The 26,147-nt window shown below is 70.1% G+C and carries 22 protein-coding genes; 5 read left to right on the top strand and 17 right to left on the bottom strand.

Annotated features, from left to right (window positions below):
• Positions 1–16: 16 nt before the first annotated feature.
• The 9 genes from K8556_RS02195 to K8556_RS02155 all read right to left on the bottom strand — a co-directional run bounded on the left by K8556_RS02195 (position 17) and on the right by K8556_RS02155 (position 9,102).
• On the bottom strand, positions 17–826 hold the full coding sequence (locus K8556_RS02195; protein WP_370639876.1) for a tol-pal system YbgF family protein: 810 nt from the start codon (positions 824–826) through the stop codon (positions 17–19).
• Positions 827–924: 98 nt separating this feature from the next.
• The gene (der, locus tag K8556_RS02190; protein ID WP_223738357.1) at positions 925–2,334 is read right to left on the bottom strand and encodes a ribosome biogenesis GTPase Der; all 1,410 of its coding nucleotides are present in this window, start codon (positions 2,332–2,334) and stop codon (positions 925–927) included.
• Between the two features lie 70 nt (positions 2,335–2,404).
• Positions 2,405–3,358 (bottom strand): GTPase Era, encoded by a 954-nt coding sequence (gene era / locus K8556_RS02185; RefSeq protein ID WP_223738356.1) that lies wholly within the window; start codon positions 3,356–3,358, stop codon positions 2,405–2,407.
• Positions 3,359–3,442: 84 nt separating this feature from the next.
• On the bottom strand, positions 3,443–4,000 hold the full coding sequence (locus K8556_RS02180) for a peptidylprolyl isomerase (RefSeq protein WP_223738355.1): 558 nt from the start codon (positions 3,998–4,000) through the stop codon (positions 3,443–3,445).
• Positions 3,997–4,665 (bottom strand): peptidylprolyl isomerase, encoded by a 669-nt coding sequence (locus K8556_RS02175; protein ID WP_223738354.1) that lies wholly within the window; start codon positions 4,663–4,665, stop codon positions 3,997–3,999. The genes K8556_RS02180 and K8556_RS02175 overlap by 4 nt, the downstream gene beginning before the upstream one ends.
• Before the next feature lie 67 nt (positions 4,666–4,732).
• Entirely contained in the window at positions 4,733–5,506 is a 774-nt protein-coding gene (gene rnc, locus K8556_RS02170; protein ID WP_223738397.1) for a ribonuclease III, read from the bottom strand.
• Positions 5,507–5,520: 14 nt separating this feature from the next.
• Positions 5,521–6,384 carry a hypothetical protein gene (locus tag K8556_RS02165; RefSeq protein WP_223738353.1) on the bottom strand — a complete coding sequence of 288 codons (864 nt, stop codon included), beginning with the start codon at positions 6,382–6,384 and terminating at the stop codon, positions 5,521–5,523.
• Positions 6,384–7,529: an acyl-CoA dehydrogenase family protein gene (locus K8556_RS02160; protein ID WP_223738352.1), complete on the bottom strand. Its 1,146-nt coding sequence runs from the start codon at positions 7,527–7,529 to the stop codon at positions 6,384–6,386. The genes K8556_RS02165 and K8556_RS02160 overlap by 1 nt, the downstream gene beginning before the upstream one ends.
• Before the next feature lie 43 nt (positions 7,530–7,572).
• Positions 7,573–9,102 carry an acyl-CoA carboxylase subunit beta gene (locus tag K8556_RS02155; RefSeq protein WP_223738351.1) on the bottom strand — a complete coding sequence of 510 codons (1,530 nt, stop codon included), beginning with the start codon at positions 9,100–9,102 and terminating at the stop codon, positions 7,573–7,575.
• A gap of 217 nt (positions 9,103–9,319) precedes the next feature.
• Here K8556_RS02155 and K8556_RS02150 point away from each other — a divergent pair, with 217 nt between their 5' ends.
• Positions 9,320–9,700: a YtxH domain-containing protein gene (locus K8556_RS02150; protein ID WP_223738350.1), complete on the top strand. Its 381-nt coding sequence runs from the start codon at positions 9,320–9,322 to the stop codon at positions 9,698–9,700.
• An 85-nt stretch (positions 9,701–9,785) separates the two neighbouring features.
• Here K8556_RS02150 and K8556_RS02145 read toward each other — a convergent pair whose 3' ends face one another.
• The gene (locus K8556_RS02145; RefSeq protein ID WP_223738349.1) at positions 9,786–10,562 is read right to left on the bottom strand and encodes an enoyl-CoA hydratase-related protein; all 777 of its coding nucleotides are present in this window, start codon (positions 10,560–10,562) and stop codon (positions 9,786–9,788) included.
• A gap of 104 nt (positions 10,563–10,666) precedes the next feature.
• Between K8556_RS02145 and K8556_RS02140 the strand changes: the two genes are divergently transcribed.
• Positions 10,667–12,655, top strand: coding sequence for a TIM44-like domain-containing protein (locus K8556_RS02140; protein WP_223738348.1), 1,989 nt, complete (start codon positions 10,667–10,669; stop codon positions 12,653–12,655).
• Between the two features lie 3 nt (positions 12,656–12,658).
• Here the strand turns inward: K8556_RS02140 and K8556_RS02135 are convergent, their stop codons facing one another.
• From K8556_RS02135 to K8556_RS02115, 5 genes are all read right to left on the bottom strand, one after another.
• Entirely contained in the window at positions 12,659–13,633 is a 975-nt protein-coding gene (locus K8556_RS02135; protein ID WP_223738347.1) for a hydroxymethylglutaryl-CoA lyase, read from the bottom strand.
• Between the two features lie 20 nt (positions 13,634–13,653).
• On the bottom strand, positions 13,654–14,373 hold the full coding sequence (locus K8556_RS02130; RefSeq protein ID WP_223738346.1) for a class I SAM-dependent methyltransferase: 720 nt from the start codon (positions 14,371–14,373) through the stop codon (positions 13,654–13,656).
• A 13-nt stretch (positions 14,374–14,386) separates the two neighbouring features.
• Complete coding sequence (locus tag K8556_RS02125) at positions 14,387–15,586, bottom strand: aminotransferase class I/II-fold pyridoxal phosphate-dependent enzyme (RefSeq protein ID WP_223738345.1); 1,200 nt, start codon at positions 15,584–15,586, stop codon at positions 14,387–14,389.
• 62 nt (positions 15,587–15,648) lie between these two features.
• Positions 15,649–16,629, bottom strand: coding sequence for a phosphatase PAP2 family protein (locus K8556_RS02120; protein WP_223738344.1), 981 nt, complete (start codon positions 16,627–16,629; stop codon positions 15,649–15,651).
• Positions 16,626–19,088, bottom strand: a complete 2,463-nt coding sequence (locus K8556_RS02115; protein ID WP_223738396.1) for an RND family transporter — start codon at positions 19,086–19,088, stop codon at positions 16,626–16,628. Before K8556_RS02115 ends, K8556_RS02120 begins: the two co-directional genes overlap by 4 nt.
• Positions 19,089–19,519: 431 nt before the next feature.
• Here K8556_RS02115 and K8556_RS02110 point away from each other — a divergent pair, with 431 nt between their 5' ends.
• Positions 19,520–21,073 (top strand): aminotransferase class I/II-fold pyridoxal phosphate-dependent enzyme, encoded by a 1,554-nt coding sequence (locus tag K8556_RS02110; RefSeq protein WP_206794852.1) that lies wholly within the window; start codon positions 19,520–19,522, stop codon positions 21,071–21,073.
• Between the two features lie 9 nt (positions 21,074–21,082).
• On the top strand, positions 21,083–22,258 hold the full coding sequence (locus K8556_RS02105) for an N-acetyltransferase (RefSeq protein ID WP_223738343.1): 1,176 nt from the start codon (positions 21,083–21,085) through the stop codon (positions 22,256–22,258).
• 81 nt (positions 22,259–22,339) lie between these two features.
• Here the strand turns inward: K8556_RS02105 and K8556_RS02100 are convergent, their stop codons facing one another.
• Together K8556_RS02100 and K8556_RS02095 are read right to left on the bottom strand one after the other, a co-directional pair.
• Positions 22,340–22,975 (bottom strand): phospholipid-binding protein MlaC, encoded by a 636-nt coding sequence (locus K8556_RS02100; protein WP_223738342.1) that lies wholly within the window; start codon positions 22,973–22,975, stop codon positions 22,340–22,342.
• 66 nt (positions 22,976–23,041) lie between these two features.
• Positions 23,042–24,841, bottom strand: coding sequence for a TolC family protein (locus K8556_RS02095; RefSeq protein ID WP_223738341.1), 1,800 nt, complete (start codon positions 24,839–24,841; stop codon positions 23,042–23,044).
• 223 nt (positions 24,842–25,064) lie between these two features.
• On the opposite strand from K8556_RS02095, the gene K8556_RS02090 reads away from it, so the two are divergent.
• Entirely contained in the window at positions 25,065–25,985 is a 921-nt protein-coding gene (locus K8556_RS02090; protein ID WP_223738340.1) for a class I fructose-bisphosphate aldolase, read from the top strand.
• Positions 25,986–26,147 lie beyond the last annotated feature (162 nt).

The raw sequence follows: 26,147 nt of genomic DNA, 5'->3' as shown, positions 1-26,147 counted from the left end.
CATGGTCATGAGCGCGCTACGGCTGCCCCGCGTCCGTGTCCGTCGCGGCGGGCGGCGCCGGCGTGGGCACCTTCACGCCCTCCGCGGCCAGCACCGCCATGCGCTCGGTGGCCTGACGGGCCGCGGCGCTGTTCGGGTGGTCCGTGGGGATCTTGGACAGCACCTGCGCGGCCTCGTCCTTCTTGCCCTGGAGGATGAGCATGCGCGCCTTGTGGTACGCGCCCATGCCGACCAGGTACTCGCCGGTGTCCGCCTTCTCCATCGCCTCGAAGGAGGTGATGGCCTGGGCGTAGTCGCCCTTGGCCTCGTAGGCGTAGCCCTGGCCCTCCAGCGCGCTCGCGCGCAGGGCGTCGTTCTCCGGGGCGCCCTTGAGGAAGACGTCCAGAGACGCCAGGGCGTCGTCGTTCTTGCCCAGCCGGAACTCGGCCTTGGCCTGCGGCAGGGCGGCCGTGGTCGCCGAGCGGGTGCCGCCGTGCTCCTTGCGGAAGGCGGCAAGCTGCTTCACGACCTCCTCGTCGCGGGCCTGCACCGTGGGGAACGGGGGCTCCGAGGCGGAGGGGTCCACCGGGTCCACGCCCGTCACGGGGCGGTCCAGGACGGTGAGGGCCTGGCCCAGGGCCATGGCGGCCTGCTCCTCGCCGCGCTTGGACACTTCACTGGCGATGGCCACGCCCACCGCGCCCAGCACCAGCACGCCCGCGCCGATGGCGAGGAACTTCTGGCGCTGCATCAGCCAGTCCCGCGCGTCCGCGCCCACCTTCTGGAAGGCGTCCGGCTGACGAAGCTCCTGCTGGCGAATCTTCTCGGTCTTCTGCTGGGCCACGATGAAGGGACCTCTCTCCGGCTCGACGGTGCTCTTCGCTCTGCTGGGAAAGCGGCGCACTGTAAAGAGCGCCCGCTGGGAGTGTCAACGCGCGAGCGCGGTCAGTCACGCCCCGCGCGCTTCCCACCCTTGCCGCCCTTCCCCGCCAGGTGCGGGTTCTTGCGGGCTTCGCGCTTGGCCTTGCCTGGCCGCTCGCGGAAGAGCAGGCGGATGGGGACCCGCAAATCGAACGTCTTGCGGATCTGGTTGGTGATGTACCGCTTGTACATGTCCGGCACGCCCTGCGGTTCGTTGCAGGTGAGGGTGAAGGTCGGCGGGGCCGCCGCCACCTGGGCGATGTAGTACAGGCGCAGCGGCTTGCTCTTCACGATGGGCGCCGGGTTGTTGTCCACCATGTAGTCCAGCAGCTTGTTGAGCTGGGGGGTGGGCGCCCGGAAGCGGAACTGCTTGGCCAGCTCCACCGCCACGTCCACGACCTTCTCCACCTTGGAGCCGTGCAGGGCGGACGTGAAGATGACCGGCGCGTAGCCCACGAACTTGAGGGCGATCTTGAGGTCCTCGCGGAAGGCCTCCTGGCGGCGCTTGTCCTCCGCGATGAGGTCCCACTTGTTCACCACGATGACCAGCGCGCGGCCCCGGTCCATGGACAGGCCCGCGAGCTTCGCGTCCTGATCCACCGCGGGCTCGGTGGCGTCCATCAGCAGCACCGCCACGTCGCTGCGCTCCAGGACCTTCAGCGCCGCGATGACGGAGTACTGCTCCACCTGGTGCGCGATGGTCTTCTTGCGCCGGATGCCCGCGGTGTCCGTGAGGATGAGCGGGTTGCCCTTGTACGTGACCTCCGAGTCGATGGGGTCACGCGTGGTGCCGGCGACGTCGCTGGTGACGACGCGCTTCTCCTTGAGGATGGCGTTGACCAGCGTGCTCTTGCCCACGTTGGGCCGGCCGATGATGGCCACGCGGATCTTCCCGTCGTCCGGCGGCGCCTCGGAGTCCTCGCCCTCCTGCTTCTCCGGGAGCTTGGACACCACGGAGTCCATCAGGCTGCCCATGCCCAGGTTGTGCTCGGCGGACATGGCGTTCACGTCGCCCAGGCCCAGGCGGAAGAACTCGCCGGCCAGCGACTGCATCTGCCCGGACTCGTTGTCCAGCTTGTTGGCCGCCACGACGACGGGCTTGCCCGCCTTGCGCAGGTAGTTGGCGACGGCCTCGTCCGCGGTCGTCATGCCCGCGCGGGCGTCCACCACGAAGATGATGACGTCGCACTCCTCCACGGCGAACTGCGCCTGCTCGCGCACCTGCTTGAGCAGCGTGTCCTTCTCACCGGGGACGAAGCCGCCCGTGTCGATGAGGGTGAAGGCGCGGCCCTCCCACTCCGCGTCGGCGTAGTGCCGGTCGCGGGTGACGCCGGGCTGGTCCTCGACGAGCGCGATGCGCCGGCCCACCAGGCGGTTGAACAGCGTGCTCTTGCCCACGTTGGGGCGACCGACAATGGCGACCAGCGGCTTCATGGAGTCTCTTTCGACGGCGACGACGACTTCGAAGGCAACGACGTCTGCGGCACGGACTTCAGCGGCGACATCACTCGTAACCCAGCTTCCTCAGGCCCGCGGCGCGCTCGCTCCAGCGGGCCTCCACGCGCACGCGCAGGTCCAGGTACACGTGCGCGCCCAGCAGGCGCTGCACGGACTTGCGCGCGTCCGTGCCGATGAGCTTCAGCATCTGCCCCTGCTTGCCAATCAGGATGGCCTTCTGGCTGTCGCGCTCCACGTAGATGGACGCCGCGATGCGGATGAGGCCGCCCAACTGGCCGGGGGGCGTGCCCGGGCGCGGCTCGCGCTCGGACTCGTCGAACACGTCCACCAGCACCGCGGTGGAGTACGGGATCTCCTGGCGGCAGTGCCGCAGCACCTGCTCGCGGATGTACTCCGCCACCAGCACGCGCTCCTGCTGATCCGTGAGCATGTCCTCCGCGAAGAGGGGCTCGCCCTCCGGCAGGTGGCCCAGCACGACCTGGAACAGGTGCTCCACGCCGTCCTTCTCCCGCGCGGAGATGGGCACCACCTCCGCGAAGGGGAACTCCTGGCCGTAGAGCGCGATCAGCGGCAGCAGCTTCGACTTGGGGATGGAGTCGATCTTGTTGATGACCAGGAAGGTGGGCTTGCCCACCTTCTGCAGCCGCTCGAGGATGGCGCGGTTGCCTGGCGTCACGTCCAGCGTCTCGCCCTGGGGCGGCTCGATGAGGAAGAGGACCAGGTCCACCTCCTCGGCCGCGGAGAGGGCGGCCTCCACCATGTAGCGGTTGAGCTCTCCCTTGGCCTGGTGGATGCCGGGAGTGTCGATGAACGCCACCTGCCCTTCCGGGCGCGTCACCACGCCCAGGATGCGGTTGCGGGTCGTCTGGGGCTTCGGCGAGACGATGGCGATCTTCTCGCCTGTGAGGACGTTGAGCAGCGTGCTCTTGCCCACGTTGGGCCGGCCGATGAGCGCGGCGAAGCCAGCGCGAGGGGTCTTCTTCTGGGACTGGGAGGCCATACTTCCGGAGGTGATCGGTGGGCCTTCCGACTGCGACGGGAAGGCCCCGGGGGAACTGCCAGGGTACGGCGGCGGCGGACTGCCTTAAGACGGCCGCGCCGTGGAGATGGTCAACGTCTGGATGCGCACGTCCCGGCGGGGACGGTCGTTTGAATCCTTGGGAAGCTCGTTGGCGATGCGGTCCACCACGTCCTGCCCCTCCACCACCTCGCCGAAGATGGTGTAACGGTTGTCCAGGTGGGGCTGCGGCGCCGCGGTGATGAAGAACTGACTGCCGTTGGTGTTGGGGCCGGTGTTGCCCATGGCCAGCACGCCCTTCTTGTCGAAACGCCGGCCACCCTGGAACTCATCCTCGAAACGGAAGCCCGGGCCGTTGTTGCCCCGGCTGGTCGGGTCCCCGCCCTGGATCATGAAGTCCTTGATGCAGCGGAAGAAGAGCGTCCCGTCGTAGAGCGGGCGGCCGTGCTGGGGCTGGAACGTGATGGGGTCCGTCCACGGCTTCTCCCCCGTGGCCAGCCCCACGAAGTTCTCCACCGTCTTGGGCGACTCCTTGGAGAACAGGCGCACGACGATGCGCCCCTCCGTGGTCTGGAAGGTGCCGAACAACTCCGTGCCCGCGCGGGCCTGTTCCATGAAGCTCATTGCGGGGGGCTCTTGGGGGCGGCGGGCTTGGGCGCGGCCGGCTTCCTGGGCGCCTTCTCACTCAGCGTCATCGTCTCCAGGACCACGGGCGTCTGCGGGCGGTCCTGCGCGCTGCGCGGCACGTTGCCGATCTTCTCCACCACGTCGTAGCCGGTGACGACCTCGCCGAAGATGGTGTGGCGGCCGGTGAGGTGCACGGGCGTGCCGGTGGTGATGAAGAACTGGCTGCCGTTGGTGTTGGGGCCCGCGTTGGCCATGGCCAGGAGGCCCGGCTTGTCGAAGCTGCGGCCGCTCTGGAACTCGTCCGCGAAGCGGTAGCCCGGGTCGCCCCGGCCGGTGCCGGTGGGGTCGCCGCCCTGGATCATGAAGCCCGGGATGACGCGGTGGAAGACGGTGCCGGCGTAGAGCGGCTTGCCCTTCACGGGCTCGCCCGTCTTCGGATCCGTCCAGGTCTTCTCCCCCGTGGCCAGCCCCACGAAGTTCGCCACCGTGTTGGGCGCGTCCTTGGAGAAGAGCTTCACGGTGATGACGCCCTGGCTCGTCTTCAGGGTCGCGTAGAGGTCCTTTCCGGCCTGGACCTTCTTCGTCCAGGGCCCCGCGGCGGGCTCGGCGGCCAACGCCGCGACGGCGGCCAGCGCCACGGTGATACCGAGAAGACGGTGCATACGGGACAGCCTCCTGGGCAGGAAAGCGCGGACCCTACCCCCCACCCCCCTCCCGCTCCAAGGGCTTTCACGCCGGAGGGTCGTCCGGGGAAGGACCTCCCGGGACGGGCGCCACGACAGCCGGGGATGCCACGACAGCCGCCTCCGCCTTCAGGCGCTCCAGCGTGGTGCGCGCGGCTGCCTGCTCGGCCTCCTTCTTGTTCCGGCCGGTGGCCCGGGCGTACACGGCCTCCCCGATGCACACCTCCACCTCGAACACCTTGGCGTGCTCCGGGCCCGTCTCCGACACCACCCGGTAGCGCGGCGACAGCTTGAGCTTCTCGTGGGCCAGTTCCTGGAGGAGCGTCTTGTAGTCCAGGCGGCCCGCGCCGGAGGCCACCTCCTCCACCAGCTCCCCGAAGACGCGGTCCACCAGGGCCAGCGCCGGCTCCAGGCCGCCGCTCAGGTACACCGCGCCCAGCACCGCCTCCAGCGCGTCCGCGAGCAGCGAGTTCTTGTCGCGGCCTCCGGACTGGGACTCGCCCCGGCCCAGGAGGAGCAGCTCGCCCAGGCGCAGGCTCCGGGCCACGCGGGCCAGGCCCTCCTCGTGGACGACGCGGGCGCGCATCTTGGTGAGCTCGCCCTCGGGGACGCCGGGGCAGCGGTCCATCAGCCGGTGGCTCACGGCCAGGTCCACCACGGCGTCGCCCAGGAACTCCAGGCGCTGGTTGTCCTTGAGGTTCTGGTCGCGGTTCTCGTTGACGTACGTCTTGTGCGTCAGCGCCTCCAGGGCCAGGTCGCGCTTGGAGAACTGCACGCCCAGGCGTGCCTCCAGGGCCTGCACCCGTTCGGCCAGGGTCATCTTCTCCACGCGGCTCACTCCTGGGGTGCGTCCGGGCCCACGAGTCGCACGGCCTCCGGCGCGACCTTCAGCAGGTCCGCCACCAGTTGCACGACGCCGGGGAACTCATCCAGTTCGAAGCGGCCCGCCCACACCTTGCCCTGGGTGCCCGCCAAGAGGCCCCGGAAGGTGCGCCCGGCGATGCGCGCGGCGGCGAAGCGGAAGGCCTTGCCCTCCACCTGCAACTGCGCCAGCAGCTCCAGGCTGCTGCGCGGCGGCACCAGCGACTGCGGTCCGAACTTCTCCACGATCTCCACGAAGCGCACCGGCTCCGCGCCGGCCGCCACCTGCGGCGCGCGCGGCACGGGCTCGCCGAGCAGCGCGCCCAGGTAGCCCGTCAGCGCGGCCTTCTCGCGGAACTCGGACAGCTCGATGACGTGCCCGGCGGCGGTGGCCAGCTCCTCCCGGCCACGGATGGCCTGGGCGATGCGGAAGTTGCCCATCCGGTCCGCCACCAGCTTCACCGCGAGCTGCCCCTCCCGCACGTTCGTGGACAGCTCCAGCGACTGCGGATCCACGTCCGCGGGCAGGCCCAGCAACTGCAGCTCCTCCGAGCGGCGCTGCAGGTGGAAGACGTGGTCGCTGAAGGTGTCCAGCAGCAGCGCTTGCATCTCCTCCGCCGCGTCGATGGCGGACAGGAGGATGGGCGTCATGCCCACCACGGCGGGCGGCGCGATGGGGATGAGCCGGTCCCCCATCACCTGGAAGGTGATGTCGGTGATGAAGTCCCTGGTGATGGGGTTCACCAGGGACGCGGCCTCCAGGTCCAACACCACTTCGACGCCGGACGGCTCCTCACGGACCTGGAGCCCCAGCTCACGCAGCCGAGCGGTATCCATCAGGCCCCTTTGAAGGTCTCGCGGGCGATGATGGTGCGCTGGATCTCGCTCGTGCCCTCGCCAATCTCACAGAGCTTGGCGTCGCGCAGGTAGCGCTCCACGGGGAACTCGCGCGTGTAGCCGTAGCCGCCGTGGATCTGCACGGCCTTGTTGCAGCCGCGCATGGCCGCCTCCGACGCGAAGAGCTTCGCCATGGAGGCCTCCTCCGAGTACGGCTGCCCCGCGTCCGCGAGCCGCGCCGCCCGGTACACCAGCAGCCGCGCCGCCTCCAGCTCTGTCTTCATGTCCGCCATCATCCAGCGCAGGCCCTGGAACTCGCCGATGGGCTGGCCGAACGCGGTGCGGTCCTTGGAGTACGCCACCGACTCCTCCAGCGCGCCGCGCAGGAGGCCCACCGACAGCGCGCCGATGGTGATGCGGCCCTTGTCCAGGATCTTCAGCGTGTCGATGAAGCCCCGGTCGACCTCGCCCACGATGGCGTCGTCACCGACCTCCACGTTCTCCAGGATGAGCTCGGCCGTGTCCGACGAGCGCATGCCCAGCTTGCCGTGGATGGAGCGCTGGCTGAAGCCGGGGATGCCCTTCTCCAGCACGAAGGCGGTGATGCCCTTCTGGCGCTTCTCCGGCGACGTGAGCGCCAGCACCACGAACACGTCACCCACCGTGCCCTGGGTGATGAACATCTTCGCGCCGTTGATCACCCACTTGTCGCCCTTCCTCACGGCGGTGGTGCGCATGCCGGACGCGTCCGAGCCGGATCCCGGCTCGGTGAGGCCCCACGCGCCCAGCCACTCACCGGAGGCGAGCTTGGGCAGGTAGCGCTGGTGCTGCGCCTTGTTGCCAAAGACGCGCACGTGGCTGGTGCCCAGGCCGTTGTGGCTGGCCACCGTGAGCGCGAGCGAGCCGTCGTAGCGGGCGATCTCCTCCACGGCCACCGCCACGGCGAGCGAGTCCATGGCCGCTCCGCCGTACTCCTCGGAGACGAGCATGCCCAGCACGCCCAACTGCCCCAGCTCCTTCACCACCTCCATGGGGAACTTCTCGTCCTTGTCCCACTCGCGCGCGTATGGCTTCACGCGGCGTTCGCAGAATTCACGGAGGGAGGCCTGCAGGGCGCGGTGGCTTTCAGGAAGTTCGAAGTCCATGGTCGGGTGCGGAATCTAGAGCGTGAATGACGGGTGGGGAACTTCAGACCGGGTGGACACCGTGCTTCTTCTCCGCACGGGGCTGGAACCGGTCCGCATACAGTGAATAACGCTGCATCAATTCCCCGCGCAGGGAGTCGCCGGGGACCACGGCGTCGATGATGAGCTCGCTGGCCAGCTTGAAGATGTCCACGTCCTGCTTGTACTCGTCGCGGAGCTTCTGGACGAAGGCCGGCCGCTCGGCCTCCGGCAGCTCCTGGATCTTGTTGAAGTAGACGGCGTTCACCGCCGCCTCCGGGCCCATCACGGCGATCATCGCCTGGGGCAGCGCCAGCGTGGCCTCCGGGGCGAACCCGGGTCCGCTCATGGCGTAGAGGCCGGCGCCGTACGCCTTGCGCACCACCACGCAGATGCGCGGCACGCTGGCCTCCGACACCGCGGAGATCATCTTCGCGCCCGCGCGGATGATGCCCGCGCGCTCCACCTTGGTGCCGATCATGAAGCCCGGCACGTCCGCCAGGTAGAGCAGCGGGATGTTGAACGCGTCACACAACCAGATGAACCGGGCCGCCTTGTCCGCGCTGTCCACGAACAGCACGCCGCCCTTGTACTTGGGCTGGTTCGCGACGATGCCCACCGGGCGGCCGCCAATGCGCGCCAGGCCGGTGATCAGCTCCTGCGCGAAGAGCTTCTTCACCTCGAACCAGCTTCCCTCGTCGATGAGCTCCGCGATGAGGGCGTGCATGTCGAACGGCTTGTTCTGATCCGGCGGGACGATCTCGTCCACGCGCTTGCCGCTGTGCTTGGGCGCCTTCACCTCCACCTGGGGCGGGGCCTTGGAGAAGTTCTCCGGGAAGAAGGCCAGGTACCGCTTCGCCGCGGCGATGGCCTCCTGTTCGGTCTTCACCAGCACGTCCCCCACGCCGGACACGGAGCAGTGCATCTTCGCGCCGCCCATCTCCTCCAGGGTGACCTTCTCGCCGATGACCATCTCCGCCATGCGGGGGCTGCCCAGGTACATGGAGGCGTTGCCCTCCACCATGATGACCAGGTCGCAGAACGCGGGGATGTACGCGCCGCCCGCGGCGGACGGGCCGAAGAGCAGGCAGATCTGCGGGACGAAGCCCGACAGGTGGACCTCGTTGTAGAAGATGCGGCCCGCGCCGCGGCGGCCGGGGAACATCTCCACCTGGTCCGTGATGCGCGCGCCCGCGCTGTCCACCAGGTAGAGCAGCGGGCAGCGCAGCGCCTTCGCCGTCTCCTGGATGCGGAGGATCTTCTCCACCGTGCGCGCGCCCCAACTGCCCGCCTTCACCGTGGAGTCGTTGGCCATGATGGCCACCGCGCGGCCGTCGATGCGCGCGACGCCGGTGACGACGCCGTCGGAGGGCAGCTCCGGGTCCAGGTTGTTCGCGAGCTTGCCGTCCTCCACGAAGGAGTCCGCGTCCACGAGCAACCGGATGCGCTCGCGCGCGAAGAGCTTGCCCGTCTCCGCGTTCTTCGCGTGGTACTTGGGCGCGCCGCCCTTCTCCACCTGGGAGAGCTTCTCGAGCAGTTTCTGATCTGAGGACATGGCCGCCGTCCCATACCAAGAAACCCCTGGCCTGGCTGCCTTCTTGCCGCGCCAGCCGCCAGCCGTGCCGTCCAGCGGACGACGCATGGGGCCACGGCGGAGCGCTTCGGGGGGTGTCGCATGGGGCTTCCCTGCCTACCTTCATGTCGCACGGGGGGTGTGCACCCAGGCGGGCCACGAACCACCCCGTGAACCGCATCCGGCCCAGGAGGGACCCATGTTCAGAGCGAAGAAGGCGACGTGGCAGGCGAAGGCTTTGGCCAGGAGCAAGCTGTACCGCCAGTTCCTGGCGCACCAGTTGCTCGACCAGCTCCCCGAGTACGCGGACAAGGCCGGCAAGGTGGCCCGGAAGTCCTGGGACCGCTTCGACCCGGACGACGCGCTGCGCTATGTGGGATTGACGACGTACAAGCCGGCGCGCGCGGGCCTGGGCGGCCTGGGGGCGTTCCTGCTGGGCGCCGCCGCGGGCAGCGTGGTGGCCCTGCTGCTGGCCCCCAGCCGCGGCACGGAGCTGCGCACCACCGTCAAGGACAAGGCGATGGGCTACATCAACAAGCAGGGCGTGAACATCGGCGGGGAGAAGACCGCGAGCGCCTGACGCCCGGCTGAAGTCGTGACGCAAGCAGGGGCAGCACGGCCCGCGGGCAACCGCGGGCCTGCCGCCCCTGTCGCTTTCGGGAGGCTCAGCGGCCTTTATAGACAGGGGGACGCTTCTCCGCGAAGGCGCGGAGCCCTTCCAGCCGGTCCTCCGTCTTGAGCACCTCCTCGTACTTCTTGAGCTCCAGCGCCAGCGCGTCCTCCAGCTCCAGGCCGGTGCCCTCGTCGATGGCGTGCTTGGCGGTGGCCACGGCGACGGGGGCGTTCTCCACCACGGCCTCCGCGAGCTGGAAGGCGACCTCCAGCAGGTGCCCTTCCGGGGCCAGCCGGTTGACCAGGCCGATGGTGAAGGCCTCCGCCGCGTTCACGCGCCGGGCGGTGAGGATGAGGTCCTTGGCGCGCCCGGGGCCGATGAGCCGCGCGAGCCGCTGGGTGCCGCCGCCGCCGGGGATGATGCCCAGCTTCACCTCCGTGAGGCCCATCTCCGTGGCGGGCGAGGCGACGCGCAGGTCGCACGCCAGGGCCAGCTCCGTGCCGCCGCCGAAGGCCGCGCCGTTGATGGCGGCGATGAAGACGCAGTCGCTCTTCTCGATGGAGCGCAGGGTGACGCGCAGGCCGTTGAGGAAGGCGCGCACCTCGTCCTCCGACATGGTGGTGCGCTCCTTGAGGTCCGCGCCCGCGCAGAAGGCCTTGTCGCCCGCGCCGGTGAGGATGACGGCGCGCACGGCGCGGCCGGAGGACACGCGGGACACGAGCGCGTCCAGCTCCTGGTGCATCGCGCGGCTGATGGCGTTGCGGCGGCTCTCCCCGTCGATGGTCCAGATCTCGATGGCCCCTCGGGCCTCGACCTTGAACTCCGGCATCTTCGCTCCCGGTGACGGGCCGCGGTGGGCGGCCCGCGTGAATGGCGCGCAGCCTGAAACCTGTTCACCCGACTGGCAAGCCGTAAACGGATAGGATCTTGCCCATGCCTTCGTGCTCAACGACGAAACGCCCGTGGCGGTGGCTGCCCGGCCTGCTCACCGTGTCCGCCCTGCTCGTGCTCGCCCTGCCGCTCGTGGCCCTGGCGCGCGGCGGTGGAGGCGAGCACTACACGTCCGGCCGGGACCGCGGCAACGGCGGTGGCGGAGGCGACGGCCTGCCCCTCTGGCTGATCTTCGATCTGATCCGCCTGCTCTTCCTCTACCCGAAGGTGACCGTCCCGCTGCTGATCATCGCCGGCGGAGCCTGGTGGCTCTACAAGCGCAACCTGCACCCGGACGCCACCACCCGGCGCGCGTTGGATCAGCGCGAGGCGGAGGCGCGCACGGAGGTGTCCGGCCGCGACGTGCAGGGCTGGGTGAACGCGCTGAAGCTCAAGGACCCGTCCTTCGAGTTGGAGCCCACGCTGGAGAAGGTGCGCTGGCTCTTCCTCGAGCTGCAGAAGTCGTGGTTCCGCCGGGACATGACGCCGGTGCGCCCCTTCCTGTCGGACGCGACGTGGCAGCGCTTCAACGTGCAGTTGGCGCTGATGCAGGCGCAGGGCGTGCGCGACGCGCTGGCGGACATGAAGGTGCTGGACGTGCAGCTCATCGGCCTGCACCAGACGCAGTGGTACGACAGCATCCACGTGCGCGTGCGCGCCAGCATCCGCGACACGGACGTGCCCGCGAACCAGACGGACGCGCAGGCCATGGCCGCGGCGAGCAAGGTGGCCCCGGAGGTGTTCACGGAGGTGTGGACCTTCGTGCGCAAGCCCGGCGCCCAGACGCGCATCGGCGAGGACCTGTTCCAGGGCAAGTGCCCCAACTGCGGCGCCCCGTACAAGGGCGGCGCGTCCAACACCTGCGAGTTCTGCGACGCGGTGGTGAACTCCGGCAACTACGACTGGACGCTGTCTGAGATCACGCAGGGCGTGGAGCACGTGCGCCACCACAAGCAGGTGGACGGCCTGATGCAGGCGCGCGAGGCGGACCCGGCGCTCAACCTGGAGATGCTGGAGGACCGCGCGTCGCTCCTGTTCTGGAAGTGGATCGACGCGCAGAGCCGCAACGAGCCGCAGCGCCTGTCCAAGGTCGCCAACGCGGACGCCCTCACGAAGCTGGACGCGGAGCTGGGCCAGTTGGCGAAGCAGGGCCGCCGCCGCGTCTTCCTGGAGTGCGCCGTGGGCGCGGTGGACGTGCGCGCGCTGGAGGTGCACCCGGAGTCCTTCGACGAGGCACAGGTGGAGATCCGCTGGAGCGCCCGCATGGGCGTGGGCCCGGCGAACGAGCGGCCCCCCAGCCTGCCCACGGTGCCGCAGCGCTGGGTCTTCACGCTCTTGCGCCGCCACGGCGCGAAGACGAACACGGACACCGGTATGTCCACGGACCGCTGCCCGCAGTGCAACGCGCCCACCACCAACAGCGCGGCCAACACCTGCGAGTTCTGCGGCACGGTGCTGGGCAACGGCGAGCGCGACTGGGTGCTCGCGTCCGCCCTCCCCTTCGAGTCCTGGAACGTCCACCACGCGCAGCGCACGTCCCGGAACGTGGCCCGCTACCAGGAGGCCCGCCGCGCCGAGCGCGGCACCGTGGCGCCCCCGCCCGTGGACGTGGGCGGCCATGCCGTGGGCGACGGCGACGGCGACCGCGTGGTGACGGACGTGAAGGAGCGCGAGCGGCTGCTCTACATGATGGCGTCCATCGCCGCCGCGGACGGCGAGGTCTCCAACGCCGAGCGCCGCCTGCTCAAGCTGTGCGCGGAGCGCTGGAGCGTGTCGTGGGCCAACGTGGAGATGGCCCTCAACGCCGGGCCCCAGCTCTTCGAGCGCCTGGTGCCGCGCGGCAGCCCGGAGGCGGAGGTGTTCCTGCGCCACATCGTGGAGATGGCGCTGGTGGACGGCCGCATCGACCGCAAGGAGCGGCGGATGCTGCAGATCGCCGCCCAGCACCTGGGCCTGGAGGAGAAGCTCCCGGCCCTCCTCGGTGACCACTGACGCTCAGGTCTGCGCGCGGCGGGTGGCCTTCTTGTCCCGCTCGCCGAGCGCGGCCTGGAGGTACTTGCCCGCGAGCTTCCGGCCGATGAGTTCCTGGGCGATCTCCCCGGCCTCCACCAGCTTGTCCAGGTCGATGCCGGTGTCCACGCCCATGCCGTGGAACATGAAGACGGCGTCCTCGGAGGCCAGGTTGCCCGCGGCGCCCGGCGCGTAGGGACAGCCGCCCAGCCCGCCGATGCTCGCGTCGAACGTGGTGACGCCCGCGGACAGGCCGACGAGCGCGTTGGCCAGCGCGGTGCCGCGCGTGTCGTGCAGGTGCAGCGCCAGGGTGTCCACCGGCATGTGCTGGAGCAGCGCCGCGAGGATCTCCTCCGTCTGCCGGGGCGTGCCCACGCCGATCGTGTCGCCCAGGCTCAACTGGTAGATGCCCGCGTCCACGAGCTGACGGCAGATGTCCACCACGCGCTCCACCGGGACGTGGCCCTCGTAGGGGCAGCCCCACACGGTGGACAGGTAGCCGCGCACGCGCATGCCGGCCTTGCGGGCGGCGGCCGTCACCTCCTTCGCGCCGGCCAGCGCCTCCGCGATGGTCTTGTTGATGTTCTTCTTGGAGTGGGCCTCCGACGCGGAGATGAACACCGCGGCCTCCTCCAAGCCCGCCGCCTGCGCGCGCTCCAGGCCCTTCAGGTTGGGCACCAGCGCGGAGAAGACGACCCCGGGGCGGCGGCCCACCAGCTTGAGCAGCTCCTCCGCGTCCGCCAACTGGGGGATCCACTTGGGTGACACGAACGACGTCACCTCGATGCGCTTCTCCCCCGCGGCGACCAGGGCGTTGATGAGGCGCGCCTTGTCGCGGGTGGGCAGCGTGCGCAGCTCGTTCTGCAGGCCGTCGCGGGGGCCTACCTCGTACACGTCGACCCGGCGGGGCAGTTGCCCCAGCAGGCCGACCCGCGTTCGCGATGTCTCTTTCGGATCCACTGGACGTGTCCCGGGCTCCGTCACCGGCGCCCGGCTCCCACGATGAGGTCGGTCGACTCGGGTGTCACCGGCGCGCCATCCAGACCGCCGTGCACCCACTCCACCGAAAAGCCCGTGCTTTCCAACAGCCCCTTCAGTTCCGCAAGAGGATAGTAACGAAGCGTGTACGCCGCTCGCAGGACGCGACCGTCAGGCAAGGTGAGCTGACGCTGCCCGACATCCCTTCCACGCGTCGCGTCGAAGCGGCTCTCCTCCTCCAGGAGACTCCCATCCGGTAACCGCTCGCGGAACGACGCGCCCGGACTTCCGGCCAGCCGCTCGTAGGGCACCGTCTGGAACACCAGCCGTCCGCCGGGCTTGAGCGCCCGCGCCACCTGGCGCAGCACCTGGACGTGCTCCGCGTCGCTGAAGGCGAAGAGTGTCGAATACCAGGCGTAGGCGCCCCCCAGGGTCGCGTCCTGGAAGGGCAGCGCCCGCAGGTCACCCCGCACGGCGGGAAAGCCGGGGCGGCGCAGGCGTAAGGAAAGCGGATCCAGCTCCAGGCCCACCACCCGGCCCGCGAGCGCGCCCGCCGTGTTGAGCCGCGCCGCGTGCCGGCCGTGGCCGCAGCCCAGGTCCACCACCGGGCCCTCCACGTCCGCGAACGCCCGGGACAGGTACTCCCCTTCCCGGGCCGTCACCGCCTCGGAGAGGAACGGCAGCGTGCTGCGCAGGTACAGCTCCCCGAAGAAGTCGCCCACGGCCGTGCGCGCCTCAGCGCTTGAGGGCGGGCAGCTTCTCGCGCAGGCGGCGCACGGCTTCGTCCAGCACGCCCTCCGTCTTGCAGAAGGCGAAGCGCGCGAAGCGCTGGCCCAGGTGCCGGTGCTCCGGGCCGTAGAAGACGCTGGGCGGGATGCCCGCGACGCCCACCTCCGTCACCAGGTGCCGGCAGAACGCGACGTCGTCCTCGAAGCCGTAGCCGCGGATGTCCGCGAGGATGAAGTAGCTGCCCTCCGGGGAGAAGGCCTGGAGCCCGGCCTCGCGCAGGCCCGTGAGCAGCCGCTCCCGCTTGGCGGTGTAGAGCGCCGTCAGCTCCTGGAAGTAGCTGTCCGGCAGCCGCAGCGCCACGGCCATGGCCGCCTGGAACGGCGACGCGGTGGCGAAGGTGACGAACTGGTGCGCGCGCTGCACCGCGTCCCGGAGCGGCGGCGGCGCGATGATCCAGCCGATCTTCCACCCCGTCAGGCTGAAGGACTTGCCCGCGCTGCTCACCGTCACCGTGCGGTCCGCGAGCACCGGCACCGTCGCCGCGCGGAGGTGCTTCGCGGGGGCGAAGACGATGTGCTCGTACACCTCATCCGCCAGCACCTTCACGTCGTATTCGGCGCAGAGGCTGCCCAGGAACTCCAGCTCCTCGCGCGTGAAGACCTTGCCCGTGGGGTTGTGCGGCGAGTTGAGGATGAGCAGCCGCGTCTTGGGGCCGAAGGCGGCGCGCACCTCGTCCCGGTCGAACCACCAGGTGGCGTGCTCCGCGTCCGGCGGGCGCAGCGGCACGTAGCGCGGCGTGGCGCCCACGAAGGCGATGTTGGCGTCGTACGAGTCGTAGAACGGCTCGAAGGCGACCACCTCGTCGCCCGGGTCCACCAGACCGAGGATGACGTCGAGGATGGCCTCCGTCGCGCCGCTGGTGACGGTGACCATGGTGTCCGGGTCCACGGCGTGGCCGTAAAAGCGCTGCGCGTGCTCCGCGATGGCGTTGCGCAGGTCCTTGGCGCCCATGCCGGGGGCGTACTGGTTGACGCCGCCCTGGATGGCCTTCCACGCGGCCTCCTTGACGGCGTCCGGCCCGTCGAAGTCCGGGAAGCCCTGCCCCAGGTTCACGGCCTGGTGCTTCAGGGCCAGCGCGCTGAACTCGGAGAAGACGGTGGTGCCGAAGCGGGAGACGCGTTGCGCGAGCACGGGCCGGCGGGACATGGGTCAGGCCTCTGGAGGCCAGCGCACGTCCACCCCGACCCCCGGGGCGACCGGCTGGCGGTTCAGGGCCGGACGATAGCGTCCGCGGGCACGGAACGCGCGCCCTGTTCCACCGCGCGCTGCCGGGCGGACCGGGACAGGGCCAGCGCCAGCCCCGTCACCACCAGCACCAGGGGGACCGCGCAGATGAGGTCGATGGCGTAGTGGAACCGCCCCGCCAGGGTGGCGAAGATGAGCCCCATGCCCGGCAGGAGCATCACCCAGAAGAAGCGCCGGGCGAACCGGAACGCGTAGAAGAGCACCACCAGCATCACCCCGGTGTGCCCGGACGGGAAGCAGTCCCGGGTGTACACCGGCGTGCGCATCATGGACTCCAGGAGCGGCGTGAGGATCCACCCCTGGGTGGCCGGACTGTCGAACGCGCCGATGAGGAAGTACCGGGGCCCCACCGCGGGCACCAGCGAGTACGCCGCGTAGTTGAAGCCCAGCAGCAGGCCCAGCCCCAGCAGGTACTCGTCGAAGCCGGGCGTGGCCCCCCTGCCCCGGGCGTACAGGTAGACGCCCAGCAGCAGCGGCCAGAGGAAGTGCCCGTAGTAGCAGAGCATCAGCACGTCGTTGGCCCAGGGCGGCACCACGTGCGCCAGCGCCACCGCGGCCTGGAAGCCGAACAGCTTCTGATCCACCGCGACGAGCTGCGCGTCCTTCAGCACCGGGTTCACCCAGTCCACGATGGGCCCCAGCCACCCGTGGGCCAGCGCGGACACCGGCAGGAGCCAGAAGTCCGCCACGATGGTGATGAGGTGGTGGCGCGGGAAGCGCGCCTCCAGCATGCGCATGGCCGGCAGGCCCAGCGCGAAGAAGAGGAAGAGGAGCGCGTTGCGGCCGGAGTGCGGCGCCCAGCGGGCCGGGCCCACGCACGCCAGGGCGGCCACCGAGCAGGCCACCATGAGGACGAGGTCCACCTGCCGGAAGCGCACGAGCGCTTCGCCGGACGACGTCACGACGGGCCGCACGCGGCCTTCGCTGAATGACCAGATGCTCACGCCGATTTGCGCTCCCCCGGCGACTCGGCCGGCAGCTCGCCGGCCCCCCCGAGATTGAGGCTCCGCACCACCGCGCCCGACTCCGGCGCCACCGCGGACCGCCGCCCCTTCCACCGCTCCAACAGCGCCAGCATGGCCGGGAAGAACACCGTCGTTCCCAGGAAGGTGCTCACGACCCCCAGCAGCGCAATCTGTCCGATGCTGCGCAAGCCCTGATGGTTGGCCACGAGGAGCGCTCCATAGCCCGCCGCGTTGGACAGGGTGGCCACCACCGCCGCGAAGCCGGTGTTGCGCACCACCCGGCCCAGCGACCCGGGGCCCTCCTCCTCGTACCGGTGGAACAGGTGCACCGAGTTGTCCACCGCGATGGCCAGCAGGTTGGGCAGCACCACGGCGTTGATGAAGTTGAGCTGGACGTCGAAGAGGTACATCCCGCCCGCCAGGCACGTCATGCCCAGGAAGAGCGGGCCCGCCACCAGCAGCGCGCGCTTGAGGCTGCGCAGGCTGGCGAGGATGACCAGGAACACCACCACCGCCGCGGACCAGAGGATGAACGGCCCGTCCCCGCGCACCAGCGAGAAGATGCGCGCGGCGATGCGGTTGCTGTCCAGCACCGCCAGGTCGATGCCCTTCGCCTTCGCCCCGGCCACCACCTCATCCAACTGCCCCGCCCAGCGGTGCAGGTCCTGCGTGTCGTAGTTGGACACGGACGGGAACAAGAGGAGGAACATCCCCTTGCCGTCCAGCGCCTCGAAGCGGCGGCGCGCCTCCACCGGCAGCTCCTCCAGGCCGTAGGGCTTCGCGTCCACCATCTGGCGCAGGTCCTTCACGCGCGGGTCCTCCTGCGCGGACCTCGGCAGCCCGTCCAGCAGCGTCCGGATGCCGCCCATCTCCGCCTCGTGGGCCGCCACGTCGGAGGGCACCAGGTCGCTCAACGACGCGGTGCGAAGGAACACGGAGTCGGCGCCGTTGCTCGCCTTCACCTGGGCGATGACGGCCTCCACCTCGCGGACCTGCTCCAGCGTGTCCACGGCGAGGATGGCGGGGTTGAGCGGCGAGCCGATCTGCTCCGTGATGTGGTCGTCCAGCCGCGACGCCGGCGAGTCCCCCTTCAGGTTGCGCAGGTTGGTCTCGAAGCCCAGCCGGGGCGCGATGCCCACCGAGTACGCCGCGAAGCCCACCACCGACAGCGCCACCGCGACGATGACGCCCGTGGGCCAGCGCCGCCACTCCTTCGCCGGAGCCTGCCCCACGACGGGCGCGGCGGGCTGGGCGGTGGACGCCGCATCGCGGCGGTACGGGCGGATGCGCTCCGCGATGGCCAGGAGCGACGGGCCCAGCGCGTACGCGGACAGCACCGCCATCAGCACGCCCACGCCCGCGAGCAGGCCGAACTGCTGGAAGGCGTGGAACTGCGCCAGCACCAGCACGAAGAACGCCGCCGCGTTGGTGAAGGCGGACGTGAGCGCCCCGCTGAAGGTGCCGCGCACCGCCGCCGTGAGCGCCTCCTTCACGCCGTGCCGCTCGCGCTCCTCCCAGTAGCGCATGGCCAGGTGGACGCCGTACTCGATGCCCAGGCCGATGAGGATGGCGACGAGGAAGCCCGTCACGATGTTGAGGTGGCCGATGGCGCCCTGCGCGAACGCGAACGTCAGCACCAGCCCCACCATCACCGGCACGCCCACCACCGCCAGCGCGGAGATGCGCCGGGTGGCCAGCAGGATGAGCCCCACGGCGATGAGCGCGGACAACAGGCCCGCGTTGGACAGGTCGCGGCGCATCACCGCGTCCTCCTCGATGCGGTTCTGGAAGTTGCCCGTCGCCTCCAGCGTCACGCCCGGGTACTGCTCCGCCGCCAGCTTCCGGCCGGTGTCGAACACCGTGGCCACGAAGTTCCGCGCGAACTCCAGGTCCCCCGCCGTCCCCGACGGCTTGATCATCAGGTAGACCTCGGTGCCGTCCTTGTTCGCCAGCGTCTCCGGCAGCGCCGTGTCCGGGGTGTGCTTCCGGGCGATCTCCTCGAAGGTGGGCGGCGCCACGTCCGCGCCCAGGTCCACGAAGAGGGGGCTGGCGCGCTCCTTCTCGTACTGGACGCGGGCCTCCAGGTCCTGGCGCAGCGAGGCGACCTCCGCCGTGGGCAGCAGAAGCAGGCCGTGGCGGCGGAAGAAGGCCACGTCATAGTGGTGCTCGACGTAGCGGACCGTGGGCAGGGCCTCCAGGCGCTTCTGGAACTCCGTGGCGTAGGCCTTCAGGGCCTCCGGGGCCGCCCCCTTGGCCATGATGACCAGGTAGCCATCTCCGCCCGCCTTCTCTGACACGCGTGTCAGATCCCGGACCTCCGGGGCGCCCTCCGGGAGCAGCTCCACGAACGACCCGCGGAACTCCAGGCGCGAGGCGAAGAAGCCCGCGGCGGCCGTCACCAGGGCGACCGCGAGCAGCACCTGCCAGGGGCGCGACATCGCTGCCTGGATGAAGCCCTCGAACCACCGCCGCCGTCGCGCTTGAGACACCGTCCGCTCCTCTGATGCCGGCCGACGAAGCAATAAGCCGGCCATGATCCAGGCCCCCGGAACAGACGGCCGCTCGGAACCCATTCCCCGTGTGAACCCGTGTGCGCCATTGGCGCTGAAGCATCCACTGGCGGACGCAGGTCCGGGGGCGCGGCGTGCCACCATTGCGGCATGACTGTCAAGGCGCGCCCTGACACGGATGCCCCACACCGGGTGAGATGGAGCCGTCCCCGCCTTGACAGTGCGGATTTCCCTCTTTATTGACCCCCTCGCGTCGTCCCCCTGGGTGTTCGCGCGGCCGGGCAATCCGAACCTGGAACGTGCCCTGCACATGGAAAGCGGCTCGGATCCACACCCTCCGACGCGTAAGAAAGACCACCATGAGCGACGTGTTCGACAAGTGCCGTACCTGGAAGGACTACCGCATCGCCAAGGCCACGGGACTGTACCCGTACTTCCGGGCCATCGAGGCGTCGCACGGCGCCACGGAGGTGGAGATCGAGGGGCGGCGGGTCATCATGGTGGGCTCGAACAACTACCTGGGCCTGTCGGCGGATCCGCGCGTGAAGGAAGCGGCCATCAAGGCGACGGAGAAGTTCGGCACCACCTGCTCCGGTTCGCGCCTGCTCAACGGCACGCTGGCGCTGCATGAGGAGCTGGAGGCGCGGCTGGCGAAGTTCCTCAACCGCGAGGCGGCCATCGTCATCTCCACCGGGTTCCAGACGAACCTGGCGCTGGCGTCCATCCTGGGCCGGCACGACATCGTGTTCAGCGACCGCGCGAACCACGCGTCGCTGGTGGACGGCGTGCGCCTGTCGTTCGCGACCGAGCGCAAGTTCCGCCACAACGACATGGATCACCTGGAGCAGTTGCTCGCGGCGGCGGAGCCGGGCGCCGGGAAGATCATCGTCACGGACGGCGTGTTCTCCATGGAGGGCGACGTCTGCAACCTGCCCCGCATCGTGGAGCTGTCCAAGCAGTACAACGCCCGCGTGATGACGGATGACGCGCACGCCATGGGCGTGCTGGGCGAGCTGGGCCGGGGCACGTCGGAGTACTTCGGGCTGGAGAAGGACGTGGACCTGGTGATGGGCACGTTCTCCAAGAGCTTCGCGTCGCTGGGCGGCGTGCTCGCGGGCCCCTTCGAGGTCATCAACTACATCCGCCACAAGGCGCGCTCGGTCATCTTCTCCGCGTCCATGACGCCCGCGTCCATCGCGGCGGCGCTCAAGGCCACGGAGATCATCGAGGCGGAGCCGCAGCGCCGCGAGCGCCTGCTGGACATCGCGGAGAAGATGCACAACGGCTTCCGCGCCATGGGCTTCGACACGGGCGTGTCGGTGACGCCGGTGGTGCCGGTGCACATCGGCGACCAGGTGAAGTGCTTCCGCTTCTGGCGCGCGCTGCACGAGGCGGGCGTGTTCGCCAACCCCGTCATTCCGCCGGCGGTGGAGGCGGGCCACGCGCTCATCCGCACCAGCTACATGGCCACGCACACGGACGCGCAGTTGGATCAGGTGCTGGACACCTTCGAGAAGATCGGCCGCAAGCTCAACGTCATCCCGGAGACGCGCCCCACGGTGTACGAGCCGGTGAAGATCGCCCGGCCGGGCAGCGCGGTGCGCAGCAACAAGGCGAGCGAGACGTGGGCGGCGGGCAGCGCGGGCCTGCTCGCGGACAAGGGCTTCAGCCTGGAGCAGTTGTCGCGGATGTCGTCGCGGGAGATGGCCGGGAAGTTCTTCGACGCGGTGGAGCAGCTCACCTGGCGCGCGGCGAACCTGCAGCCGGAGGACCTGCGGCGGCTGGGCGGCGCGCCCAAGAAGCTGTGGGAGAAGCGCAGCGAGCTGGGCGGTGTGCTGCTGGAGAAGGGCGCGCAGCTCTTCATGCGCAACGGCAGCGACGGTTCCGACGGCAACCCGGCCGAGAGGAACTGAGCCCCACCCATGGCCCACCCCGCCCCGCACGAAGCGTCCTCTCCTCCCTCCATGCCCTCCGACGTGCAGGTGACCCCTGTGCGCGGCGCGGCGGACCGGACGGCGTTCATCCGGCTGCCGTACTCGCTCTACCGCGACGACCCGAACTGGGTGCCGCCGCTGGAGATGGAGCGCCGCGACTTCCTGGACCCGAAGAAGAACCCCTTCTTCGACTACGCGGAGGTGGAGCTGTTCCTCGCGCGCCGCGGCCAGGACGTGGTGGGCCGGGTGGCGGCCATCAAGAACCCGCGCCACATGGAGTTCCACGGCACCAAGGAGGGCTTCTTCGGCCTCTTCGAGTGCGTGAACGACGCGGGCGTGGCGCGGGGCCTGCTGGACGCGGCCAGCGCGTGGCTGAAGGCGCGCGGCATCGACACCGTGCTGGGGCCGGCCAACTTCTCCTCCAACCAGGACTGGGGCCTGCTCGTGGAGGGCCATGAGAGCCCTCCCGCGCTGATGATGCCCTACAACCCGGCGTACTACGCGGGGCTCCTGGAGACGTGCGGCTTCACCAAGGCGAAGGACCTGTGGGCGTGGGAGCTGTCGTCCTCCACGCCGCCGCCGGAGAAGGTGGCGCGCATCGCGGAGAAGATCCGCCAGCGCGAGGGCGTCACCGTGCGCGCGGTGAACCTGAAGGACTTCCCCGCGGAGGTCGCGCGCATCAAGGAGATCTACAACGCGGCCTGGGAGAAGAACTGGGGCTTCATCCCCTTCACCGACCGCGAGTTCGACCACATGGCCAAGGAGATGAAGGCCATCGTGCGGCCGGAGCTGCTGCTCATCGCGGAGGTGAAGGGCGAGCCCGTCGCCTTCTCCATGACGCTGCCGGACGCCAACGCGGCGTTCAAGGCGGCCAACGGGCGGCTCACCACCTTCGGCCTGCCCATTGGCCTGGTGAAGCTGGTGCTGGCGTCGCGCAAGCTCAAGCGGCTGCGCCTGCTGACGCTGGGCATCAAGGAGGGCTACCGGCGCCGCGGCCTGGACGCCATCCTCTACCTGGACACCCTGCGCACCGCGAAGGAGCTGGGGTACACGGGCGGCGAGATTTCCTGGACGCTGGAGGACAACCACCTGGTCAACCGCGCCATCGAGTCCATGGGCGGCAAGCGCTCCAAGACGTACCGCGTGTACCAGCGGCCCGTCTGACGTCCTCCGGAAACACTTCCGCCCGGGCGCTTCAAGGCACCCGGGCGGAGGGAAACACCGCGAAGCTGTTAGCGCCCTGCCCTACTTCGCCTGCGGCGCGGCGCCCGAGCCACCGGCGGCGGACTCCTTCACGGAGGCCGCGCTGGTGTTGGCGTTCTCCTTCTCCAACTGGGCGCGCTTGGACTTGAGCGTCGTCAGCAGGCCGTCAAAGCCCTTGGTGGAGAGGATCTTCTTGAACTGGCCGCTGTAGGTGTCCACCAGGGACACCTCGTCCGTGATGACGTCGTAGATGCGCCAGTCGGACTTGGGCGTGGCCTTGTAGAGGCGGTAGTTCACGGGCACCTGGTCCGTCTTCACGGTGAGCTCGGTGTCGACCGTGGCCTCGTTCCCCTGCACGCTCTCCTTGCCGTACTTCACGTCCGCCTTCGCCTGGCCGATGGCCTTCTGGGCGTACGAGGCGCGCAGCAGGCCCGTCATGGTGTCGGTGAACTCCTTGCGCTGGGCGGCGGTGAGGCCGGCCCAGGCCTTCTCCCCCAGGGCGCGCTTGGCGAGCTCCTGGAAGTCCACGAAGGACTCCACGACGTTCGCCAGGGACTGCACGGTGGCGCCAGGGGCGTTGGCCGCCTTCTGCACGGCGGCGTTGCCGTTCTTCACCACGTTGAGCGGGCTCACGGGGGCGGCGGCGAGCAGCGTGGCGGCAAGCAGGGAAGCAATCATAGGGATGAAGCTCCGGGTTGAAGTTCAGGTGTGACGACACCTGTGAGGACTGGCAGCCTGAAAGGGTTATTCATCCGCCCCGGGGACGGCACCGGTGACGCGGGCGAGTGACGCGAATCCGACGCGCACGTCGTGCCAGCTCTTGCCGCGCTCGGCGGAGGCCTGGGCCAGCGCGGTGAAGGCGTCCACCAGCTCCCGCGTGTCGCCGGTGCCCAGGTCGAAGGCGGCGTAGGCGGCGGTGGCCCAGCGCTTCGCGTTCTTCTCCGCCTCCGTGAAGGACTTCGCCCGCGCGTAGGCCGCGACGAGCTGGCTCTGCGCCTGGGTCACCTCCAGCCGGATGCCCGCCTTGAGCGTCTGTTCCTGCGCGTGCATCTTGTCCAGCTCCGCGCGGGCCTGCTCCAGTTGCGCGTCCTTGATGGGGATGTCGAAGGTGCCCCGGATGACCAGGCCCAGGCCCGCGGTGCGGTCGTTGAAGGGGTCGTACGCGAAGGGGCTGCGCTGGCGCGTGGCGCTGCTCGTCCAGCGCACGTCGTAGTAACCCGCGAGCCCCAGGTCCGGGTAGTAGCTGCGCTCGCGGATGATGACCTCCTGCTCGCGCGCGATGATGCCCGCGGCGATGGCCTTCAGCTCCGGGCGCCGCTCGTTGGCCTGCTTCAGCGCCGTCTCCAGGTCGGGCACGTTCACGTCGCCCTGGAGCGGCAGGTCCTCCTCCATCACCTCCACCTGCTCGTCCGGGCCCACGCTGGCGAGCAGCCGGATGGCGGTGAGCGCGAACTGCTCGCCCTGGATGGCGGTGGCGCGCTGCGACTCCACGAGCTGACGGAAGTAGCCCAGCTTGTACGTGTCCAGCTTGGACACCTGATCCGAGTCCTCCTTGAGGAGCGCGTCGATCTTGTCGCCCGCGTCCTTGAGGCGCTTGGACACGTCCTCCAACTGCTTCAGGCCCGCGCGGGCCAACTGGTAGCCGTAGTACGCCTGGGCGGCCTGGAAGCCGGCCTCCGCGCGCACGCGCTCGCGCAGCGCCGCGCCCACCTTGGGGCCCTGCTCGCCCGCCTTCTCCAGCGCGGAGAGCTTGCCGAAGGTGTACAGCGGCAGCACCGCGTTGCCGGTGGAGAACACCGTCACGCCCACCTTGCCGAAGTTCCAGTCGCCCTCCAGCGACGCCTCCGTGGTGGGCGGGCCGCCCAGTCCGTTGTTGCGGGCCTCGGGGACGGGGCCGCCCGCGCCCAGGGTGATCTCGAACCGGGGGAACCAGGCCCAGCGGGCCTGATCATGGAGCGCCTGGAACTTGCGCAGCTCCGCGGTGGCCTCCGCCACGCGCGCGTCCTGCGAGCGCGCCCGCGCCACCAACTGGGCCAGGGTGATGGGCCCCTTGGGGGCCTTCGCGCCCTCGGGGGCGCCATGGGCCCGGGCCTCCTCCGGAGGGCCCCGGGGAATGCCCGGGGTGAGGTCGCCGCGCGCGCCGTCGCCCGAGCCGGGGGAGATGGGAGACGTGCCCAGCTCCGTCGCGCCCGGGGTGGCGGCGGCGGGCTTGGGCGTGCCGGCGGTGGCGCCCTGGGCGGCGTTGCCCGGCTCGGCGGCCGGGGCGGGGTTCACCGCCGCGGGGCCGGGCAGCGGCGCGCGCGTGCCAGGGGTGGGGTTGGCGGCGGATGAACCGGTGCCGGTGGGGCCGGGGGCCGGGGTGGTGCCGGGCGAGGGGGTGGGCACGGTGCCCGGAGACAGGTTGCCGGGCGAGGGAGACGCGGTCCCCGGCGCCCCTGTTCCCGGGGCATTCGAGGGGGCCGTCGTGGGCGAGATCTGCGCGCCCGCCACGCCACCGGTGAGCATCATTGCCACTGCGACGACCTTGCCGACTTCTCTGCCCATGCTGTGGTCCGCCTCGTGTGCGGCCGGGCATATCCGGAAGCCCGCGACGGTGCAGCATTTCTGTGCACCTTGCCGGGGGGCCGGATGTCGGCTTCCCTCCAGTCGGCTCGCGCGTAGAGGGCGTGACAGTCGGCGACATTCCGTTCAGACAATGCTTTGTGGGCGCGGGCAGGGAACGCAGAATCCCGCGCCGGTTTCGACGCCTTCCTTCAAGGAAAACCCCATGGCCTACACCGACCGCGTCAAGCAGATCCTCTCCTGGTATCCCTCCGACAACCCCGGCACGCTGACGAACCTGGCGCGCCTGCTGAACCACGGCACGCTCGCCGGCACGGGCAAGATGGTCATCCTGCCGGTGGATCAGGGCTTCGAGCACGGCCCCGCGCGCTCCTTCGGTCCCAACCCCGCGGGGTATGATCCGGACTACCACGCGCAGCTCGCCATCGAGTCCGGCTGCAACGCGTACGCGGCGCCGCTGGGCTTCCTGGAGGCCGTCGCGGGCAAGCTGGCCGGTGAGATTCCCCTCATCCTGAAGGTGAACAACTCCGACACGCTGGCCAAGACGGCCGCGCCCATGTCCGCGGTGACGTCGTCCGTGAAGGACGCGGTGCGCCTGGGCTGCGCGGCGGTGGGCTACACCATCTACCCGGGCTCCGCGGCCCGCAACGAGCAGTACGAGGACCTGCGCGACATCATCGCGGAGGCCAAGTCCTACGGCCTGCCCACGGTGCTCTGGGCCTACCCGCGCGGCGCGCTGTCCAAGGAGGGTGAGACGGCCATCGACGTGGTGGCGTACGCGGCGCAGATCTCCGCGCAGTTGGGCGCGCACGTCATCAAGGTGAAGCCGCCCTCGGATCACCTGGAGCAGGCGGAGGCGAAGAAGGCCTTCGAGAAGGCGAACATCCCCACCAAGACGCTCGCGGACCGCGTGCGCGAGGTGGTGCGCTCCGCGTTCAACGGCAAGCGCATCGTCATCTTCTCCGGCGGCGAGGCGAAGGAGACGTCCGCCCTCATGGAGGACATCAAGCAGATCCACCAGGGCGGCGGCTTCGGCTCCATCATGGGCCGCAACGCCTTCCAGCGTCCGCACGACGAGTCCATCAAGCTGCTCAAGGACGTGATGAACGTCTTCGCGGGCAAGTAGTCCCCGCGCGGTCCTCCGCGGCGTGGCGCCCTTCCCGGCCTGGCTCTTCGCGGGACGGGCGCCCTGCTTCGCGAAGCGTTTCGCCGTGAACGCAGGCGGGCTGCCAGGCGCTGGAGCGGCTGGCTTCCCATGCTCGTCCCCTGGCCGCCCCCAAGGGCTTCG

Origin of the sequence: Corallococcus sp. AS-1-12 (genome assembly GCF_020036995.1) — a bacterium.
Lineage (GTDB): Bacteria > Myxococcota > Myxococcia > Myxococcales > Myxococcaceae > Corallococcus.
This window is presented reverse-complemented; position numbering and strand designations above follow the sequence as displayed.